This is a genomic window from Clostridium sp. (assembly GCF_050717545.1).
Classification (GTDB): domain Bacteria; phylum Bacillota; class Clostridia; order Clostridiales; family Clostridiaceae; genus Clostridium_AD.
Genome location: NZ_JBOITN010000024.1, coordinates 19,285 through 38,958, shown reverse-complemented (window position 1 = coordinate 38,958; position 19,674 = coordinate 19,285). Strand labels below are relative to the sequence as shown.

Genomic DNA, 19,674 nt, shown 5'->3' with positions numbered 1-19,674 from the left:
CCTTCTTTATACAAATTTTATTTATTTTCATATAATGAAAATTCAGAATTCTCATCCGCTACTTTTTTACCATCAGCAGCCCAAAGCATACCTCTTACCATCATTGTCATTGCTTCTGGAATATCAAAAACGTTATCATGATGTCCCATAGAAGTATAAAAAACTCTTCCTTTTCCCCACCGTTTTGTCCATGTTATTGGCACAGTAACAAACCTATTTGATGTATATGGTCCTGGATGATTAGGAAAATTTGTTGTGGCTAAAACTTCTATGCAAGGGTCTACCTGCACGTAATATTGCTCACTGTGTATTTTGTAATCTTTAAGACCATAGGTTATTGGACTTGTTGACCATTTAATATTAACTTCATAATCAACTTCTCCACCTGGATGTGCAACCCATTGACCACCAGTCATAAATTGCCAGTCTACATTTTCTCTATAAGAATCACACATTCCACCATGACTACCAGCTAATCCTACTCCCTTTTCAATTGCTTCCATAACACCATTACATTGTTCTTTGGTAATTGTACCCATAGTCCATAATGATACGATTAAATCTTTTGTTAATAAATGTTCAACATCTAAATAAATATCTAAAGTATCTGATATCTCCACATCGAAACCTTCATTTTGTAAAGCTTTATTCATTCTTTCTGAAACTAATTCCGGTTCATGTCCATCCCAACCCCCACGTACTATTAGTGCTTTTCTATTCATATAAATCCTCCCTTATTTTCTGGTAACATACCTAAGTTGATATGTCCAACTTTAAACTAATCTACGCCATTATTTCCATGATGAGCTACCTATTGTCAACCAATCATAAATTTACAATCACATGACTTTCTAAAAGATTCATCTCTAACTATATTATAATATTTATTTAATCTATTACTAGCCAAATCAGTGGGTTGAGTAGACAGTTTTTGCTAAGTTTAATACAATAACCCTACTAATTTAATTCAAAAATATAAATACCTGAAGAGGATAATTTACTATAGATGAAAAAATAAAGATTATTAATAATAAAAATGCCGTAAAGTTTTAACTCTCACGGCATTTAACTTATTTATTCTGTTTTTATTGTATTTAGATATAAATTAAAATTAGTATATCGTTTTAAAGAATTAACATCCTTTTTTATAAAATCCCAGGTATCATCATAGTCACCAGTTAGTGCAAATTCTGAGTCATTCATAAATTCAACAAAAGCAAGTGGACTTTGGGCAAACTTATCTTCAAACATGTGTGCATATTTTCTTTTTTCATGTGATAATACACACTGCCTATTATGCATTACATGCTCTAAATTAGAAGAAAAAAAGTATATTCCATAGGACAAATTACCATACACAGTATCGGTGGCTGCTAATTTGCTAAGTATCTGAGATTTTTGTTTATTACGACTTTTTATATTTTCAATATTTTTAGCATATATATTCTCAGTACTGTACTCAATACTATCATCGCTTTTACTGTTTTCATGATTTTTTTGCAATATTAAATCATCCTTAATGTATGCACCATCCATATCTACTAAATGAATTACATTTAAAATATCACTTTTTTTATAGACATCGCAAGTTATAAAATCTTTTATATAATTCGTAATCTTAGTTAGTATATTGCTGGCATTAACTCCATTTTCAGCGGTCATGTCACCATTAATAATCTTGAATCTTACAATTTTATCTTTTTCAATTATCTTAGATAATATTAAAGCTAATGAATTTTTATCTGTAACTCCCTCAACTATAAATAAGACTATTTTCTTACTTTTTCCCAAAAACCTCACCTGCTTTTCTAAAGGCATGAGCAATCTCAAAACTATTGGTTTCCTCATAAACACACTCATTAAGTCCACCTAGGTCCACCCCACGTAGATATACATTTCTAAGATTGTTGTTAGTTTTTACGTTAGTTATTCTTATAAACCTATTTTGTGGATTTGTTGTACTAAACACCAATGACTCTTTCTGAAGCATCTCGAGTGCTCGTAGATTATGTGACGTAAATATAAACTGACCTTTTCCTTCTTGCTCAATTATTTTTAATAATTCACCTAATAAATACTCGAATATACCAGAATCTAGTTCATCAACAATTAAACAAATTGAGGGATTATTAAACATAGAAATTAATGTACTTAAAATAGAAATTATCTTTTTTATACCTTCTGATTCATATTTAAGAGGAATTTTTATTTCCTTTTTAATAGAAAGCAGTTGTATTATAATCATTTCCTCTCCAGTTTTAGATATTTCATTTCCTAAATTATTAATCTCTAATTGTAAATTTGGAATGATAGTGCTTAATACAACATTTAATTGTTTTATAATTAAGACCGCTATATCATAACTTTTTTTATCTATATTAGATGTTCCTAATAAATTAATTGCTATATCACCACTTGTTACGCCCTCACTATTTTCCATTCTAAAACTTAATGGCATAAAATTTAAGCTAATAGACGCTGAATGTTCATTTGTTATCACAAATAAATTTACTCTAGCAAAACGTTTTATGGCATTAATAATATAATAATAATCAAGATTTGTAGAATTATTTTTAAAGATTTCTTCTAAACTATCATTAAATATAAAGGAGGTTTTCTCCTTTATTGATAGTCTTTTACAAACTTCAAGATTAAATTCATTTTCTTTATTATTCCTTGTTAGTTCATTGTACCGTATTTTTGGTAAAATAGAAGCATTGGTTGAATCTACAACATATTCTATTATATCAATTTTTCTTTTTTTCTTATCTTCACTAACTTGAGAATAACTTATTTTCTCATTATATAACTGGGCTCCATCATCTTTTCTCCTTAAACCAAATTCATAATACACTAAAAACTTTATGTCTTTTTTTTCAACATAAAAAACAAATTTCAATATTGCTTTTTCTTCTAGTTCGTGTATATAATTTTTAATATCATCAGGTAACTTTTCACCACTGGATATTATTTTAAACAGTCTAAATGCGTCTATTATAGTTGTTTTACCTGAACCATTTTGTCCATAAATACCAACTATATCAGCATTACCAGTATAATAGTTTTTTTGTCGATAACTTAGTAGATCAATAGTTCCCTTTTGAATATTTTTAAAACCCTCAAGTTCAATGCTTTGTATTCTTATAATTGTTTCCGCCATACACATTCATCTCCCATATACACAAATTATATATTAACTCTATTATTATTATTATTTTTTTTAATTAAATTGATACAAATTGTTTCTTTATTACTATTTATATATATTATATCACAATTTAATAATATTATTCATGGCCATGATTCTTACTAATCATTATCCCTTTTTAAACATAAAAAGCTCCTCAAAAGAGGAGCCTTACATGTTATAACTTACTTTAATTTTTGACCTTTATTTTTTTAGCAGAGCTTCTATATCCCCTTTTATATTTAATGGATTAGTTGTTGGTCCATATCTTTTAATTACATTTCCAGCAGAGTCTATTAGGAATTTAGTAAAGTTCCATTTTATTTCCTTACTTATTAAGCCCTTTGCTTCACTTTTTAAATATTTATATAATGGATGCGCATTTGAACCATTTACTTCTATTTTTTCAAACATTGTAAAACTAACTCCATAATTTAATAGACAAAAATTATTTATTTCTTCATTACTTCCTGAGTCTTGTTTTGCAAATTGGTTGCATGGAAACCCTAAAATTTCCAAACCTTTTTCATTATATTCCTCATATAACTCTTCAAGCCCTGCAAATTGAGGTGTTAACCCACATTTACTTGCAGTGTTTACAACTAAAACTACTTTACCCTTATAAGTTTCCATTTTTATATCTTTACCATCCATTTCTTTTGCTGAAAAATCATAAAATCCCATGTTTTTGCTCCCTCCACTTTTATACTATATATTATACTAATTTAACAAATTTACTTTTTCGAACTCGTTCAATTTTATTAAACTTAATTATATTAAACTTAATTTTACTAAATTTAATTGTATATTTATTTTTATTCATTGTCAATCTAAATTTTATCTGCAAGCCTTATCTATAGCTACTGGGTCACTAAATTGAAAAAAACAACATCCGCTACTATTGGTTTCATATTATGGCCTTAACAATTACAATTTCTAGTTATGTTAAAGGCAACTGTTATATAAATATTATTTTTCAGGTAATTCAAATAATTCTTCTATTGTTGTATTTAAATATCTTGATAGCCTCATCGCGAGTTCTAAAGTCGGATTATATTTATCATTTTCTACAGCTATTATCGTCTGTCTAGTAACCCCTAATTTATATGCCAGTTCTTCCTGAGTTAATTGAAATTGCTTACGGAATTCTTTTACCCGATTTTTCATGATATATTCTCTCCATAATGGTGAAGTAGTATTATCTTCATTATATTGTAAAAAATTATTTCTAAAAAGATTATTGAAAGCGTTAAATCTAATTTACCACTTAAAGAAAACTGGATAATACTCCACGTGATTAAAACCACATTGGAAAAAATAAAAGATACCTTCACAGCTTTGTCAGAAACCATACGTTCCCTCTCATCCATAAATCTCATCTTATTATTTTCAGAAACTATTGGTTTGGTTGGTCCTCCGAAGCGTTTATTTAATATTGCCTGGGAAACAAATACAACTATATATTGTGATATAGCTATAAATTCTACTGCTGGGCTCACGGAAATATAAATGGGATAATTAAATATTATAAATGGCGGTAGTAGCCTTAAATCCTTATTCACAGTAAATATTATGAACAAAGCAACTATTAATATAGTTTGAAAAAAACAAGTATACCGCATTGTTATACGATTAACTGTCTGGTCCCGTTCATCTTTTTTTATAAACATTTTATATCTCATCCCCCTTAAATGTTAAACCTTCTTTACATTTAACTATACCATTATTTGTTAAAATATCAATAGTTCTTTACATTCTGAAAGATTTAAATATTATAAAATTTATTACTATCATATTATAGTATAATAATACGCATATAATTAATTAAGTCTGCTATTAATTATATTTAAATAATTATAAAGAATATTTTAGGGGGAATTGTTTTGAGAAATAATTTTAATTTAGGTATCATATTTATATTAGTTGGCCTTGGAGTGGTATTTGATCAACTAGGACTTTGGAATTTTGGTAACATATTAGCAACATGGTGGCCACTTATATTAATAGGAACTGGATTAAGTAAGTTGAGTAGGAATTCTGCTTCTAAAACTTCTGGTATTACATTCATTGCCATCGGTGTTTTCTTTCAAATACGAGAGCTCAACATTTTTAGTTTTAATCTAATGAGATTTTTTTGGCCTGCCATAATTATAGCTATCGGTGTGTCAATGTTATTTCCTAAAACTTTCAGAAAAACAAATCATGAATTCATTAAAAGAGAAATTAATCAAGATGTAGTAGACAATTTAGCCCTTTTTTCAGGTGTAAAAACTAGGAATACCTCTAAAAACTTTAGTGGTGGTAACCTTGTTGCAATTTTCGGTGGAATTGATATGGATTTAAGCAATGCTTCTCTTACAAATGAAGGTGCAAATATAGATATAACATCCGCTTTTGGTGGGATTAATATAATAGTTCCAATAGATTGGATTGTTGTAGTAAAAGGCATTCCCATCTTTGGAGGATGGTCAAATAAAACTTACAACAAAAACTATGTTAACGCAGACGCACCCGTTTTAACTCTGCATTGCTTTGTGGCTTTTGGTGGGGTAGATATAAAAAACTCAGATCATCGTAATTAATTAATATTCAAATTATTATTTTCATAAAAGCAAGAGCATCCAATTATGGATGCTCTTGCTATATATATTTAAAAATCAAATTACCCATAAATATTCTATATTCGACACCTATAAATCGCCAAATTGCCAATAATGGTACCATTATCTAGCATATGTTTCATTTTTATACCTATATCACCTATAGCCTTCTATTGATAGACCTGCCACTTTTGTTCATAGTTTATGGTGTTTTCCAAACAGACATGCCTATGATATCATGTAGGTTGTTAGTTCTAATTAATATAAATTAGCTAACTTCTGATTAATTATTGAGGAGAGATCACATGTTAGAGTTCAAGAACATACACAAAACTTTCAAAAACCAGGCAGTAATTAAAGATATTAGTTTTACCGTTAACAAAGGGGAATTTGTTGTTATCGTAGGCCAAAGTGGTTGTGGTAAAACCACATCATTAAAAATGATTAACAAACTAATTTCGCCAACTTCAGGTAACATATACTTAAATGGTAAAGACATATTAAAGGAAGATACAATTAAACTTAGACGTAATATGGGATATGTCATACAGCAAACAGGACTTTTACCCCATATGACTGTAGGCGAAAATGTTGGAATAATTCCAAGACTTGAAAAATGGACTGAAGATCAAATACATACAAGGACAATTGAACTTTTAGAAATGGTCCATATGGATCCTAAATTATACATAGACAGATATCCTTGTGAATTAAGCGGAGGTCAACAACAAAGGATTGGTGTAGCTAGAGCGTTTGCAACAAATCCTGATATTATTCTTATGGACGAGCCCTTCAGTGCTTTAGACCCAATTACTAGAAATCAACTTCAAGATGAATTATTTAATCTTCAGCAAGAGTATAAAAAAACAATTATTTTTGTAACTCATGATATGGATGAAGCACTTAAACTTGGTGATAGAATTTGTATTATGAAGGGTGGAAGTATCGTTCAATTTGATACTCCAGAAGAAATTTTAAATAATCCTGCTGATTCTTTCGTTGAAGAATTTATAGGTAAAAACAGAATATGGCAGCAGCCAGGCTTTATAAAAGCTAAGGATATTATGATTACAGAGCCAATTACAACTAGTGGTAACAGAACAGTAGTCCAAGCTTTAGAAATCATGAAGGCAAACAAAGTGGACAGTTTATTAATTATTAATAAACAAGATGAACTTGAAGGAATCATTACTATAAAAGACATTATAAGAAACTACAAAGGTTCTCTAAAAGTAAATACTATTATGGGAACAAAAATTAAAACTGTTAATATAGAAGATTCTTTAGTAGACATTTTAAATCTAATGAATGAGCTTAAAATTGGATATGTTCCAGTTGTAGACAATACTTCAAAATTAGTTGGTCTAATTACTGAAAGTAGCTTATTAATTGTTTTAAGCAATCAGTATATTGACCAGGAGGATGAGGCGTAATGGGTATAATACATTCAATAGTTAGTTTTAAAGATTTTGTAATTTCAAGACATTCAGAGATATTAGATTTAACACTTCAACACATTGAACTCACGGTATTTGCTGTAGTTATTGCAATTATTGTTGGTATTCCATTAGGTATATTAATATCTAGAGTTAAGAAGCTCGCTGGACCAGTTATAGGCGTTGCGAATTTAATACAAGCGGTACCAAGTTTAGCTTTATTAGGATTTTTAATACCACTCATGGGAATAGGTAGTGCACCAGCAATACTTATGGTGTTTTTATATTCACTACTTCCTATTATAAAAAATACCTATACCGGACTTATGAATATAAATCCGGATGTAATTGAGTCATCTAAGGGAATGGGCATGACTAATAAACAAGTCCTTAATCTGGTTCAATTACCCCTTGCATTCCCAGTAATTATGACTGGTATAAGAATATCAGCAGTTACTGCTGTGGGACTTATGACAATTGCGGCATTTATTGGTGCAGGTGGACTAGGATATATGGTATTCTCAGGAGTGCAAACTGTAGATAATAATATGATTCTAGCCGGAGCAATTCCTGCATGTTTACTAGCACTATTAATGGATTCCATTGTAGAGAAAATTGAACAAGGGGTAACACCTCCAGGAATTAGAAAAGCAGATGGAACAATTAAATTGTCTAAGAGAAAAAAACATAAATTTAATAAAACACAAAAAATCATAGCTAGCAGTTTAGCCATTATATTAATAGCTGGCGGCACATACATGTACAGTAAAAAAAGTGACCCAATTGTGGTAGGTAGCTACAACAGTTCTGAACAGATAATACTCGGTAACATGATTGCAACGTTAATAGAAAAAAATACAAATCTAAAAGTAGAACAAAAATTAAATTTAGGAGGTTCAGGCCTTGCATATACTGCGTTAAAAACTGGTGAAATAGATATTTATCCTGAATATACCGGAATGAGTTTAGTTGGTATTATGAAGAAAGCACCAATTAATGACCCAGATAAAGCATATAAAGTTGTAAGTGATTATTACATCAAAAACTATGGTATAACTTGGCTAAAACCTTTTGGTTTCAATGATACTTACACATTATCTGTAAGACAAGACACAGCCAAAAAGTATAATCTTGAGACCATTTCAGATCTTGCAAAAGTAGGCAGTAAGCTTACACTCGGTGCTACATTAGAATTTTGTAATAGAGCAGATGGTTATCCAGGAATAATTAAGACATATAACTTTAAATTTAAAAGCTTTAGTTCAATTGATGGAGGTCTTAGATATTCAGCTATAGGCAATAAAAAAGTAGATGTTATAGATGCATTTATGACAGAAGGATTGTTAAAATCATATAAACTTAAGATGTTAAAGGATGATAAACATTTCTTCCCAAATTATGATTGTGTGCCAATAATTAGTAGTAAAACTCTCAAAAATCATCCAGAACTCAAGGATTTAATTAATAAATTGGGTGGCAAAATATCAGTTGAGAAAATGACAGACTTGAATTATAAAGTTGATAAACTTGGAGAAGAGCCAACGATAGTTGCAGAAGAATTTTTAAAAGAAAATAAATTAATAAAATAATTATTTTTGCATAGTTAATTAAATAAGAAGAGATATAGCAAAATTTTGCTATATCTCTTCTTATTTTTAAAACATAAATTTCAATTTATTTAGTCATAAAGTCTTTACCACGGTGCATATCAACTTCCTGAACCTTTATTACTCTAAGTGTTTCAATAGCATTTTCTTCCATTGCTAACTTTCCATATTTATTTACTTCATTTTTGTCTTTTGGAGTATGGTGAAGAGCAGTTGCACCCCCTATACATCCCCCACTACAGGCCATTCCTTCTATAAAATTACCGGCTGATCTATTGAATTTCAATAATTTCAACGCTTTATCACACTCAATAAGACCATCGCAACTTATAGGCTTTAATTCTACATTTACATTTTGCTCATCAACTAAGTGTTTTACTGCCTCTGTAAGTCCACCAGATCTTGCAAAAATTCTTCCGTAATAAGATGCATTATTTAATGGAAGATCCTCACACTCTGAAATATCTATTTCATAAGCATCAAGCATTGCTTGAAGTTCTTCAAAAGTCAATACATAATCAGTAATTCCCTTTAAATCTTCTTGTTTTATTTCCATTTTTTTAGCAGTACAAGGTCCTATAAATACAACTTTAGATGTTGGATCTGTTTTTTTAATAAGTTTAGAGATTGCAATCATCGGTGAAACTGTACTTGAAACATGTTTACCGAGTTCTGGATAATTCTTTTTGATGTATGAAACAAAAGCAGGGCAACAAGAGCTTGTCATCGTTTTAAGCTCTTCAATTGTTTCTATAAATTCTTTTGTTTCATTTTGAACTACCATATCTGCACCAAGTGCAACTTCTATTACGTCAACAAAACCCATTTTCTTTATACCTGAAACTACTTGACCAATTTTAGCATATGTAAATTGGCTAGCAATTGCAGGTGCATATACAGCATATACATGTATACTTTCATCTTTTTTAGATTTTTCTAATAAATTAGTAACATCTACAACTGATGATTTGTCCATAATCGCACCAAAAGGACATTGATACACACAAGCACCACATTGTGTACATTTTTCATCATCAATTACTGCCTTTTTATCTTCATCAAAACTTAAGGCACCTGCATTGCATGCTCTACGACAAGGTCTCATAACATCAGAAATCGCATTGTACGGGCACGCAGCTTTGCATTTTCCACATTCTATACATTTATTTGGGTCAATATAAGACCTTCTGTTTATAGAATGAATTGCACCCACAGGACAGACTTGAATACATTTATGAGTTATACATCCCCTACATCCTTCTGTTACTGTGAAACGTTGTATAGGACATTCATCACAAGCAGTACTTATTACTTCAATAATATTTTTATTCTTTTTATTTCCACCCATTGCAAGTTTAATTCGTTCTCCAATAACGGCTCTTTCTTTATGAATACAACAACGTGTTTTTGCTTTAGGTCCTGGAACAAGTACCTTAAATAAGTTTTTACCCTCTTTTTTGAGTGTTCCTTTAATAGAAAGTTTAACTACTTCCCTAATTACCTCATATTTTATAAGCTGTATATCATTATCAAAATGCTTCAAATATATCACTTCTCCTATTATTGTAATGTAAGTTGTAAACCTCAAATTTAGACCTTTTAAAAATGAGTATAAGTTATTTACTACCTATCATTTAGAATTCATATAACAAAACTATTAACTATTACATCAATTTATCATAAACCACAAGCTAATTCATAAATCCATCTTAAATGATAGCTTGTCCCACTATATATCGTTTGTCATTAATATATTTCTTGGAACAATAATTTTATCACAGTAAGATAGTACCACTATGTTAATATTTTATCAAGTTTCTTCAAGTTAACACTTTTATTCATAATAATATTTAAAGCCTTTAACAACATTCTAAAAATTGATCCTTAAAATAGCAAGAGACTATCTAATAATTTTAATATAGATTTTTTGTTTATTAACCATCCAAATACCCACACATACTAACATTAAAGCTATACCGTTCTTAAATTCAAATATGTTTTCTCCCAGAAAGATAGCTGAAAGTATTGCTCCAAAAATCGGTGTAAAAAAATTATAAATAGATACTTGACTTACTTTATTATATTTTAAAAGTAAATTCCATAATGAAAAAGCTACTGCTGATAGTAGTGCCATATAAATTAACAATGATGATGAAATCATTGTGAAATGATTTACTCTACCACCTAAAGTAACACCAATTAAGGTTAATAATGTGCCTCCAATAAAAAGGCTATACCCAGTTATCAGCATTACATCTATACTTTCGGTAAGTTTTTTTACATAAATAGCACTTACTGAAAATATAAATGCCGCAATTATCACAAACCCTTCTCCATTAAAACTAAAAGAGAAATTCAATAAGTCGGCGCTAAAATTAACAATCATAACCCCTATAAATCCTACAACGCAACCAATTATTTTTTGCATAGTTAACTTATCATTTTTATATATATAATGAGCTAATATAACACTGAAAAATGCAACAGTAGAATTCATTATAGAACTTTTTACGCCGCTAGTGTTTGAAACTCCCACATAAAAAAATACATAATGTATTGCTGTTTGAATAATCCCTAGCAAAAATACATTTTGAATATTTTTAATAGAAATGCTAAATACTTTTTTCCCAGACAATTGTGCTATAACAAGAAGGACGATCCCTGCTATCACAAACCTATATCCAGCAAATACAAGTTTTGATGATATATCACTTGGAGAAATATTAAATAATATGTACCCATTTTTTATTGCAGGATAAGCACTTCCCCATAATAAACAACAGAATGTGGCAACAATTGCAACGAATTTCTTGCTTTTAAAAATATTTTTGTTTTTCAAAATAATCAAAATCCTCTCTAAGCTAATCTTTTTATGCTAATTATATTATAAATATTAGTATTAGTAAAATATAATACACCATAAATAAGAGGTATAACAAACCCTTGCTATACCTCTTATCCAAAATTCTATAATTCCTGTGCTATTATCAAAGCACTTTTCATTTAAACTCGTTTAAATTCTATCCAATCAATCTGTATTCCTGGCTTTATTACATCAATTTTAAGTTCATATAATCCTTCTTCAAGTTCAATTTTCAATAACTTATATTTAACCAATTCATTATCTGTACCATTAGTTTGAATGATGGCTGCCATTTTTCCGTTTAATATAATATTACAAGCTGTTTGAGCTAAGAAACTTCCAGGCGACTTAATATTTGTAATAATACGATATATGCCTGCCTTTGACACTTTTAAATAGGTGCTTTCTTCTAAAGAAGGCTTAACAAATGCATCTTCAGTTAGTTCTACTACTTTTTCTTTCAAAATATCACTACTTGCTTCAAACTTTTCTACAACTTCTGTAAACTCCTGATTTTTGAAGAATACCGGTGCATTCATTAAGAACCCACAAATATTCATGGCGCTGCGTTGTAATTCACCCCGCGATAAAGAACCATTTTCTAAGGATTCCATTGTATTGTCATTTGAAGAATTAATTTCTGCTCCATAATTATTTACTACCATATATAAATCATTTTGCGCGCGAACCATAGATCCTGTATTTGTGCGGTCTCCAACGCCTCCTTTTACTACATCATTCATCTTTGCCCACCAGTCTGTCATAACTATTCCTTTAAATCCCCATTCATTGCGCAGAATTGTGGTATTTAAATCATAATTGGATGCTGCCCAGTGACCATTAATAGGATTATATGACGTCATAATAGAATTGGCACCACCTTGTTTAACTGCCATTTCAAATCCCTTTAAGTAGATTTCGCGAGTTGCACGTTCAGAAACAATTGAGTCAACAAAAGAACGTGCTTTTTCCTGATTGTTACAAGCAAAATGTTTCAAGGTTGCATTAGATCCACCCCTCATAATTCCTTGAGTTTGGGCTACTGCAAAACTACCTGTTATAAATGGGTCTTCTGAAAAGTATTCAAAGTTACGACCATTTAATGGACTACGTCTTATATTTAACCCTGGTCCCAAAAGAGTATCAATGTTATTACTTAATAATTCCTGGCCTTCCATTACATAAAGTTCTTCCACAAGCTTTACATCCCAAGTTGCAGCAAGTAATGTTCCAATTGAAACTTGTGTAGCTTTAAGCCCTGATTCCATACGAATACCTGAAGGACCGTCTGCTGCGCAGGCAATAGGAATTCCATAATTAAATAAACCATCACTTACGCCTCCAAAAGCTGAGGCAGTTCCTGTTGTAACCCATGGGCTACTCATTCCTTCTCCTCTAACAATAGTTGCAAGTTGATCATCCGTTAATTGAGCAATAAAAGTTTCCATACTCACTTTTTTATCATAAACATCTCTTAATTTATATCCTTGATCACCAGTACTCAATAATGATTGAGGAAGGTTTTTCTCAATGCGATTGGCTAATGATTCCGTTTGCTTAGGTACCTCTACATAAGTTATTTCATAAGATCCATTTTTATTTCGAATACCTGGCTTCATTCTAGTAAAGTCTTCTGTTGGTGCCAGAGCTTGCTCCAATTGCTTTATTACCTTAAGTGTTTCAACTAAGTAACGGTTTTTTTCACTTAAGAAAACTTTTTCGATCTTCTTTACACTGTTTCCTACGTAAAAATTGTATTCTCCACTTTCTAGTACATAACAAGAAGCATGCCCTGAAACACCACTATCATCATAGGATGCCATGCTATTAACAGGGAAACTTAATGCAATAATTTGTGTTTCTCCTGGCTGCATCAATTTAGTTTTAGTAAATGCTCCTAGTATTCGTGCTGCCTTACCTAACATTCCTTGTGGAGCTTCATAATAGACTTGAACTACTTCTTTACCTGAATATTTTGTTCCAATGTTTTTCACGCTAACTTCCACTTCAAAATATTCTTTGCTATCCTTTGTAACAATTCGTCCTTGTCCAGGATTTATCGTAAACTCTGTATAAGATAAACCGAAGCCAAACTCAAACTGAACCTTCTGCGGGCAAAACGTCTCAAAATAACGGTAGCCTACATAAATATCTTCCTGATAATAATTCTTAAGCTCCCCACCATAATTAATTGTTGATGGGTAATCATTAATAGAATAAGCAATGGTATCTGTAAGCTTTCCGCTTGGCGTAACATCTCCAACTAGAACGTCTGCAGCGGCATTAGCACCTTCCATTCCACCATGCCATACATATATAACACTCTTAATAGGATTTAGGTAACCTTCATCATTTATCCAACTCATATCAATGATGTTAGATACATTGAGTACAACCACTACCTGTTTAAAGTGTTTAGTTACTAACTTAATCATTTCTTTTTCCTGGGTCGTTAACTTATAACTTCCCTGTGCATCTGAATTATCCTGATCTTCTCCAGCAGTACGTCCAATAACAACTATTGCTTTACTGGATTTATAACTAGCTTCTGATACTAATTTATCAGTTAAAGGCATTTCCTCTTGGTGCCATGGCTCTGCAGCCCATCCACCTCCACCATTGTCAAATGGATTCTCTTCAATCCATCTCTCATATATAGTAGCTAACTCTTCATTGACTTGTATTTTTTTCTTATTTCGAAGACCTTCCAGAAGATTGGTTGTGTATTCAACATTTACACTACCTCCTGAACCTGTTCCACTTTTATAATAATTAATTTGAGTTCTTCCAAAAATAGAAACGCTCTCCCCTTCCCTAATAGGAAGATTTTGTTCTTCATTTTTTAACAGCACAGCACCCTGCGCCGCTACTTTTCTACTAAATTCAGCAAAACCTTTTAATGGAATACCTATTTTATCTATGTTCATTCCGCTTACCTCCAACTTATATGATAAGATTATTATATAACACATAAAAAAATTATGATATAATATATATATCATAAAATACAAATATTTTGTCATTGAGGAGTTAATAATGAACTATGTCAAAGAGATGAAAGAAGTTAGAAAAATGGAATTTCGTTAAAAAGCAACTATTGATAAAATTCTACCAATAGTTGCTTAATTATTTTCATCTTATTTTTCCTCTTTATTTCCATCCATAGCATCGTTAATTTTTTTAGAAACTTTCTCTTTGACTTCACCAAACTTCTCTTTTAACTCTCCCTTTTGCGACTGAACCTTGCCATTAAGTTCGGTTTCTTCGCTACCAGTAGCTTTTCCAACATTTTCTTTAGTTTTTCCCAAAATTTTATCCTTAGTACTTTCAAATTTGTCTTTTGAATTTGACATTTGTACACCTCCATTCAGTTTTATGATAATTAATTATACTTATTATAAATCATTATAGTATGTGTAACAAATAGCATAATTATTGTTAGTTCTATCATCAATTTAAAGTTTACTTAGACCCTAATCGTTTTGAAACATATTTTTCTTATAAGTTACTAAAATAAAACGCAAATATTTTATAAAAAGTATCAGCCATTTATTAATTGTGAATATACTATAGTAAATAAAAATACTTTATCTTATGTACATGCCATCTTTACCCTGTTTACACCTAATAAAAACTATAGTATATTAGATAATAGGTATAAAATTTTTTCAGCTATGAAGTTACCTAAAACCCAAACTAATAATCATAAAAAGGGGTGATAACCATGGAAGGATTCGTTAACCCTAACTATACTCACCTTGAGGATATCCAATTTTGTATATATGACTCAGATATTTCCTATTATGGTGGCAGTCAATACTGGTTTCCAAAGAGGTTTCATAAACTTAGCGGTTGTGGTCCTGTTGTTGCTGCTAATATAACTGCATATTTGTCTATTACCTTTCCTAATAAATATAATTCTTTATATCCGTACAAGGGTATTGTAAATAAGAAAGATTTTACTGAGCACATGATTGATATTCGAAAGTATGTGAAACCAGGATTCTTTGGACTTACGTCAGTTAAGCAATTCTGCGACAATGTTTTGGATTTTTCAATAACAAGAGGTGTATCTTTAACTCCCCATATTTTAGATGATAGGTCTGCTAGTATCGAGAGCGCTATAAGCTTTATAAATAAAGCTTTATCTCTAGATCTCCCAGTTGCCCTCCTAGTTCTTAAACATCCAATAAAGGAGTTCAAAGAATATAGTTGGCATTGGATGACTATAACAGGTCTCCATCTTAATGCTAAAGATAATGTATATTATATTTCAGTCTCAACTTATGGTGAACGCCGGGAAATTAATTTAGATTTGCTTTGGAACCAAAGACGTCCAAAAGATCTAATTGGTTTAGCATATTTCACTTAAGTATCCTAACTATTCATATAAGTATTTTATGAATAGTTAGGATTTTTCATTTGTATTATCTATGAATATTATTCTCAATTGATAATAATATTAGTCTAATAAAAAGTGTTACAAATCCTATGAAACCATCATATACTATTGATATAATTCTAAAATTATATTATCAATTAAAAATGAGGTGTATTGATGAATAATGAAAAAAGATTTAGGATTGGTTTAAAGGTATCTAAAATAACAATATTTGTTAATATTATACTATCCGCCGTTAAACTACTCGCAGGTATTATAGGTAGAAGTGGTGCTATGATTGCTGATGGAATACATTCCCTTTCTGATGTTCTAAGTACAATTGCTGTAATGATAGGATTAAAACTTGCTAAGGAACCGGCTGATGAATCTCATCCATATGGACATGAGAAAATGGAACCTGTTATGGCTAAAATACTGGCAAGTATCTTATTAATTACCGCCTTATTAATTGGATTTAATGGTATTAAAAGTATTTTGAATGGAACAACTGTAATTCCTACAAGGATTGCTTTGTACGCGGCTATACTTTCTATAATAACAAAAGAGTGGATGTATAAGTATACTCTTAAGGGTGCTAAAAAAATTGATAGCTCCGCACTTATGGCCGATGCTTGGCATCATAGATCCGATGCATTTTCATCAATTGGGACATTAATTGGAATCGCAGGAGCTAGAATGGGTTACCCAATACTCGACCCAATTGCATCCCTTGTAATATGTATTATAATAAGCAAAGTAGCTATAAACATTTACAAACAAGCTATTAATCAATTAGTTGATCACTGCGCAGATGCAAATACTATACAAAATATAAAAAATAAAATTGAAGAAACTATAGGGGTTATAAGCTTAGATGAGTTAAAGACTAGAGTTCATGGTAATAGATTATATGTAGACGTAGAAATATGTGTCGATAAGAATTTATCAGTTTGCCAAGCTCATGATATTGCAGAGAGAGTTCATAACACTACCGAAAGTTTAGACAATAGGATTAAACATTGCATGGTACATGTTAATCCTAATATCTAACATATAAAAAAGTGCGATAATCTTCGCACTTTTTTATTTAATATCCTACCAAACATTATATATGCTTTAAACATCTAATTTGATATGATACTTATTATTTTTTTCTCTGCTTCTTTTTAGTGGATTTAACCTGTTTAGTTTTATTTTTATTTTTACTTTTCTTCATCTTACTAATTCCTATCATGAATTCAGATTTAGTCTTTACATCATTTTTTTTGAAACATGACCAACATCCTAACTCCTCTATAGTATCGTTAAGGAATGAATATCCTTCATCTTTTAAATTAGAAAATTTAGAAACATCATGTATTTTAATAGCATCATCTACTTCTTCTAGTTCGATACATTCCTCATCTACCAATTCATCCTCATATGCCTTCACTATATGGTGATATAACTCTTTAGGATCAGCGTCACAAGAATCGTATATAAGCTCATTCCAAACTTGTGAATATTCGCGTTCAAGTTTTCCATTAAATAAGCTTTTATAGTATTCAATAACTTCTCCTTGAGATATAACACCTTCACCTAAAAGTGCAAGAAAAGCTTTAATAGCAGCGCCTCTAACATATTCATTAACGTTACTATCTTCCACTAGTCTTTTTAGCGGCTCAGTATCTCTGCCACAAACTGATGCTAAAATCTTGTGTAAATCTTCTGTAAGGTACTCACGGAAAATATCATCAGAAATTTCATTTTGTATACTAATTAAATCTATAATTAGCTTAAGACTTTTCTTTTCTCTAAACTGTGCTAGCAAAAATATTGCATATATATGTGCAAAATAATCTTGTTTTTCTAAAATTTCTTCATAATTTTCTTTAGCATTTTTTAATATTTCAAGTAAATCAGGTATAAATTCTTCCTTGTGGTCTATTATTTCCTTTAATTGTGCCTCTGGGAATTCCCCGTTATTATACTCAATTTCTTTAAGTAATTTATTCATTGTAATAAAACTCCTTCTTATATAGTGTAACAAACGCTACACTGATTGATTTTCATTAGTTGCATTATCTTCTTGCCCTTTTATAATCTTAGATTATTGCTTCCATGTAATAACTAAACTTATTAAATTACTAGTTTCAACTTTATTATATCTTGTTTTATTACCTTATGCACTATTTTCTTCATTTCCTATAATGTTTTAAATGTATTTTTAGGTTTTCTATTATTAATTTCTTTTTTATCTGGAATATTCCTTATCTCCTTTGTTCTGAATTTACACCTCGATTTTATTTCTTAACCCCACAACTAACCTTAAATGATGTATACTATTAAGAAGATTATTATGATTAAGTCCTATATGGATAAAAAGGAGAGTTAAAATGATATCTAACAAAATGAAAGATTTAGTAGCTACTAGTTCTATAATTAGAGCTATGTTTGAAGAAGGTAAAAGATTATCTGATATTTATGGTGAAGAAAATGTTTATGATTACAGCTTAGGGAATCCAAACGTTGCACCACCTGAAAGTATTAAAATTGAAATCAAGAAAATATTAGATCAAACTGCACCTAAACTATTACACGGCTACATGAATAACTCTGGATATGAGGATGTTAGAACTAAAATAGCCCAATTTTTAAATAAAAAATATAATGTAAATATTACATATAGTAACATAGTTATGACCTGTGGCGCAGCTGGTGGATTAAATATTTTATTTAAAACATTACTAAACCCTGAAGAGGAAGTCATAGTATTCTCACCATTTTTCGGAGAATACAGAAACTATGTAAATAATTATAATGGAAAGCTTGTAGTTGTACCTACCAATATTGATACATTTGAACCTGATATGTTGTTATTAAAAGGTAAAATAAATAGCAAAACAAAAGCTGTTATTATCAATTCACCCAATAACCCAACGGGAGTTGTCTACTCCGAAAAAGTTATACAAGATTTAACAAAAGTTCTTAATGAAAAAGAAAAGGAACTTGGAATAAGCATATATCTTATATCTGACGAACCATATAGAGAAATAGTTTATGATAATGTACCTGTACCATATATTTTAAATTACTATAAAAATTCATTTATTGGATATTCATATAGTAAATCATTGTCACTACCAGGTGAGAGAATAGGGTATGTAGTTGCGAATACAAACATGGATGGCTTTAATGATATAATGACATCATTAAATGTAGCCAACAGGATTCTAGGTTTTGTAAATGCACCCTCACTTTTCCAGAGGGTTGTTGCAAACTGCCTTGATGCCGAAGTTGATGTGAGTATATATAAGAAGAATCGGGATGTTTTATACAACCATCTTGTAAAAATAGGTTTTAAATGCGTAAAACCACAAGGTGCATTTTATTTATTCATCAGAACCCCAATAGCAGATGATAAAAAATTCTGTGAAGATGCAAAACAATTTAACCTATTACTAGTAGGAGGATCAGCATTTGGGTGCCCAGGACATGCTAGGTTATCTTACTGCATCTCCCTTGAGAGAATACAAAATTCCTTGCCTGCTTTTGATAAATTGTCTAAATTATACAATATTAAATAATATTCAGAATATTCTATTATATAATTTATGTAAT

17 protein-coding genes are annotated in these 19,674 nt (G+C 30.3%); 6 read left to right on the top strand and 11 right to left on the bottom strand.

Features of this window, described 5'->3' with window-relative positions; all coding sequences use genetic code 11:
• Positions 1–17 precede the first annotated feature (17 nt).
• The 6 genes from ACREVX_RS05535 to ACREVX_RS05510 form a co-directional block, all read right to left on the bottom strand.
• Positions 18–722, bottom strand: a complete 705-nt coding sequence (locus tag ACREVX_RS05535; RefSeq protein ID WP_431543170.1) for a ThuA domain-containing protein — start codon at positions 720–722, stop codon at positions 18–20.
• Between the two features lie 352 nt (positions 723–1,074).
• Complete coding sequence (locus ACREVX_RS05530) at positions 1,075–1,791, bottom strand: hypothetical protein (RefSeq protein ID WP_431543169.1); 717 nt, start codon at positions 1,789–1,791, stop codon at positions 1,075–1,077.
• A complete protein-coding gene (locus ACREVX_RS05525) occupies positions 1,778–3,160 on the bottom strand; it encodes an AAA family ATPase (RefSeq protein ID WP_431543168.1) in 1,383 nt (460 codons plus the stop codon). The genes ACREVX_RS05530 and ACREVX_RS05525 overlap by 14 nt, the downstream gene beginning before the upstream one ends.
• 231 nt (positions 3,161–3,391) lie before the next feature.
• A complete protein-coding gene (locus ACREVX_RS05520) occupies positions 3,392–3,871 on the bottom strand; it encodes a glutathione peroxidase (RefSeq protein ID WP_431543167.1) in 480 nt (159 codons plus the stop codon).
• A gap of 285 nt (positions 3,872–4,156) precedes the next feature.
• A complete protein-coding gene (locus tag ACREVX_RS05515) occupies positions 4,157–4,354 on the bottom strand; it encodes a helix-turn-helix transcriptional regulator (RefSeq protein ID WP_431543166.1) in 198 nt (65 codons plus the stop codon).
• Positions 4,351–4,857: a hypothetical protein gene (locus ACREVX_RS05510; protein ID WP_431543165.1), complete on the bottom strand. Its 507-nt coding sequence runs from the start codon at positions 4,855–4,857 to the stop codon at positions 4,351–4,353. Before ACREVX_RS05510 ends, ACREVX_RS05515 begins: the two co-directional genes overlap by 4 nt.
• 213 nt (positions 4,858–5,070) lie before the next feature.
• On the opposite strand from ACREVX_RS05510, the gene ACREVX_RS05505 reads away from it, so the two are divergent.
• From ACREVX_RS05505 to ACREVX_RS05495, 3 genes are all read left to right on the top strand, one after another.
• Positions 5,071–5,769, top strand: coding sequence for a LiaF transmembrane domain-containing protein (locus ACREVX_RS05505; RefSeq protein WP_431543164.1), 699 nt, complete (start codon positions 5,071–5,073; stop codon positions 5,767–5,769).
• A 323-nt stretch (positions 5,770–6,092) separates the two neighbouring features.
• Positions 6,093–7,220, top strand: coding sequence for an ABC transporter ATP-binding protein (locus tag ACREVX_RS05500; protein WP_431543163.1), 1,128 nt, complete (start codon positions 6,093–6,095; stop codon positions 7,218–7,220).
• Positions 7,220–8,812, top strand: a complete 1,593-nt coding sequence (locus tag ACREVX_RS05495) for an ABC transporter permease/substrate-binding protein (RefSeq protein WP_431543162.1) — start codon at positions 7,220–7,222, stop codon at positions 8,810–8,812. Before ACREVX_RS05500 ends, ACREVX_RS05495 begins: the two co-directional genes overlap by 1 nt.
• A gap of 85 nt (positions 8,813–8,897) precedes the next feature.
• Here ACREVX_RS05495 and ACREVX_RS05490 read toward each other — a convergent pair whose 3' ends face one another.
• From ACREVX_RS05490 to ACREVX_RS05475, 4 genes are all read right to left on the bottom strand, one after another.
• Positions 8,898–10,373: a 4Fe-4S dicluster domain-containing protein gene (locus tag ACREVX_RS05490; RefSeq protein ID WP_431543161.1), complete on the bottom strand. Its 1,476-nt coding sequence runs from the start codon at positions 10,371–10,373 to the stop codon at positions 8,898–8,900.
• A gap of 357 nt (positions 10,374–10,730) precedes the next feature.
• Complete coding sequence (locus ACREVX_RS05485; RefSeq protein WP_431543160.1) at positions 10,731–11,669, bottom strand: DMT family transporter; 939 nt, start codon at positions 11,667–11,669, stop codon at positions 10,731–10,733.
• A gap of 164 nt (positions 11,670–11,833) precedes the next feature.
• Positions 11,834–14,620 carry a glycoside hydrolase family 3 protein gene (locus ACREVX_RS05480; protein WP_431543159.1) on the bottom strand — a complete coding sequence of 929 codons (2,787 nt, stop codon included), beginning with the start codon at positions 14,618–14,620 and terminating at the stop codon, positions 11,834–11,836.
• A gap of 210 nt (positions 14,621–14,830) precedes the next feature.
• Positions 14,831–15,046, bottom strand: coding sequence for a CsbD family protein (locus ACREVX_RS05475; RefSeq protein WP_431543158.1), 216 nt, complete (start codon positions 15,044–15,046; stop codon positions 14,831–14,833).
• Between the two features lie 371 nt (positions 15,047–15,417).
• On the opposite strand from ACREVX_RS05475, the gene ACREVX_RS05470 reads away from it, so the two are divergent.
• Positions 15,418–16,065, top strand: coding sequence for a hypothetical protein (locus ACREVX_RS05470; protein WP_431543157.1), 648 nt, complete (start codon positions 15,418–15,420; stop codon positions 16,063–16,065).
• 186 nt (positions 16,066–16,251) lie between these two features.
• Positions 16,252–17,124 carry a cation diffusion facilitator family transporter gene (locus ACREVX_RS05465; protein WP_431543156.1) on the top strand — a complete coding sequence of 291 codons (873 nt, stop codon included), beginning with the start codon at positions 16,252–16,254 and terminating at the stop codon, positions 17,122–17,124.
• 94 nt (positions 17,125–17,218) lie between these two features.
• On the opposite strand, the gene ACREVX_RS05460 is transcribed toward ACREVX_RS05465, so the two are convergent.
• Complete coding sequence (locus ACREVX_RS05460) at positions 17,219–18,070, bottom strand: DUF1186 domain-containing protein (protein WP_431543155.1); 852 nt, start codon at positions 18,068–18,070, stop codon at positions 17,219–17,221.
• 379 nt (positions 18,071–18,449) lie between these two features.
• Between ACREVX_RS05460 and ACREVX_RS05455 the strand changes: the two genes are divergently transcribed.
• Entirely contained in the window at positions 18,450–19,640 is a 1,191-nt protein-coding gene (locus ACREVX_RS05455) for a pyridoxal phosphate-dependent aminotransferase (protein WP_431543154.1), read from the top strand.
• Positions 19,641–19,674 lie beyond the last annotated feature (34 nt).

Bases quoted from the DNA above. Each gene is read 5' to 3' on its own strand.
- ACREVX_RS05535 (WP_431543170.1), bottom strand. From the start codon at position 722: ATGAATAGAAAAGCACTAATAGTACGTGGGGGTTGGGATGGACATGAA.
- ACREVX_RS05525 (WP_431543168.1), bottom strand. From the start codon at position 3,160: ATGGCGGAAACAATTATAAGAATACAAAGCATTGAACTTGAGGGTTTT.
- ACREVX_RS05520 (WP_431543167.1), bottom strand. From the start codon at position 3,871: ATGGGATTTTATGATTTTTCAGCAAAAGAAATGGATGGTAAAGATATA.
- ACREVX_RS05515 (WP_431543166.1), bottom strand. From the start codon at position 4,354: ATGAAAAATCGGGTAAAAGAATTCCGTAAGCAATTTCAATTAACTCAG.
- ACREVX_RS05510 (WP_431543165.1), bottom strand. From the start codon at position 4,857: ATGTTTATAAAAAAAGATGAACGGGACCAGACAGTTAATCGTATAACA.
- ACREVX_RS05500 (WP_431543163.1), top strand. From the start codon at position 6,093: ATGTTAGAGTTCAAGAACATACACAAAACTTTCAAAAACCAGGCAGTA.
- ACREVX_RS05495 (WP_431543162.1), top strand. From the start codon at position 7,220: ATGGGTATAATACATTCAATAGTTAGTTTTAAAGATTTTGTAATTTCA.
- ACREVX_RS05480 (WP_431543159.1), bottom strand. From the start codon at position 14,620: ATGAACATAGATAAAATAGGTATTCCATTAAAAGGTTTTGCTGAATTT.
- ACREVX_RS05475 (WP_431543158.1), bottom strand. From the start codon at position 15,046: ATGTCAAATTCAAAAGACAAATTTGAAAGTACTAAGGATAAAATTTTG.
- ACREVX_RS05470 (WP_431543157.1), top strand. From the start codon at position 15,418: ATGGAAGGATTCGTTAACCCTAACTATACTCACCTTGAGGATATCCAA.
- ACREVX_RS05465 (WP_431543156.1), top strand. From the start codon at position 16,252: ATGAATAATGAAAAAAGATTTAGGATTGGTTTAAAGGTATCTAAAATA.
- ACREVX_RS05460 (WP_431543155.1), bottom strand. From the start codon at position 18,070: ATGAATAAATTACTTAAAGAAATTGAGTATAATAACGGGGAATTCCCA.
- ACREVX_RS05455 (WP_431543154.1), top strand. From the start codon at position 18,450: ATGATATCTAACAAAATGAAAGATTTAGTAGCTACTAGTTCTATAATT.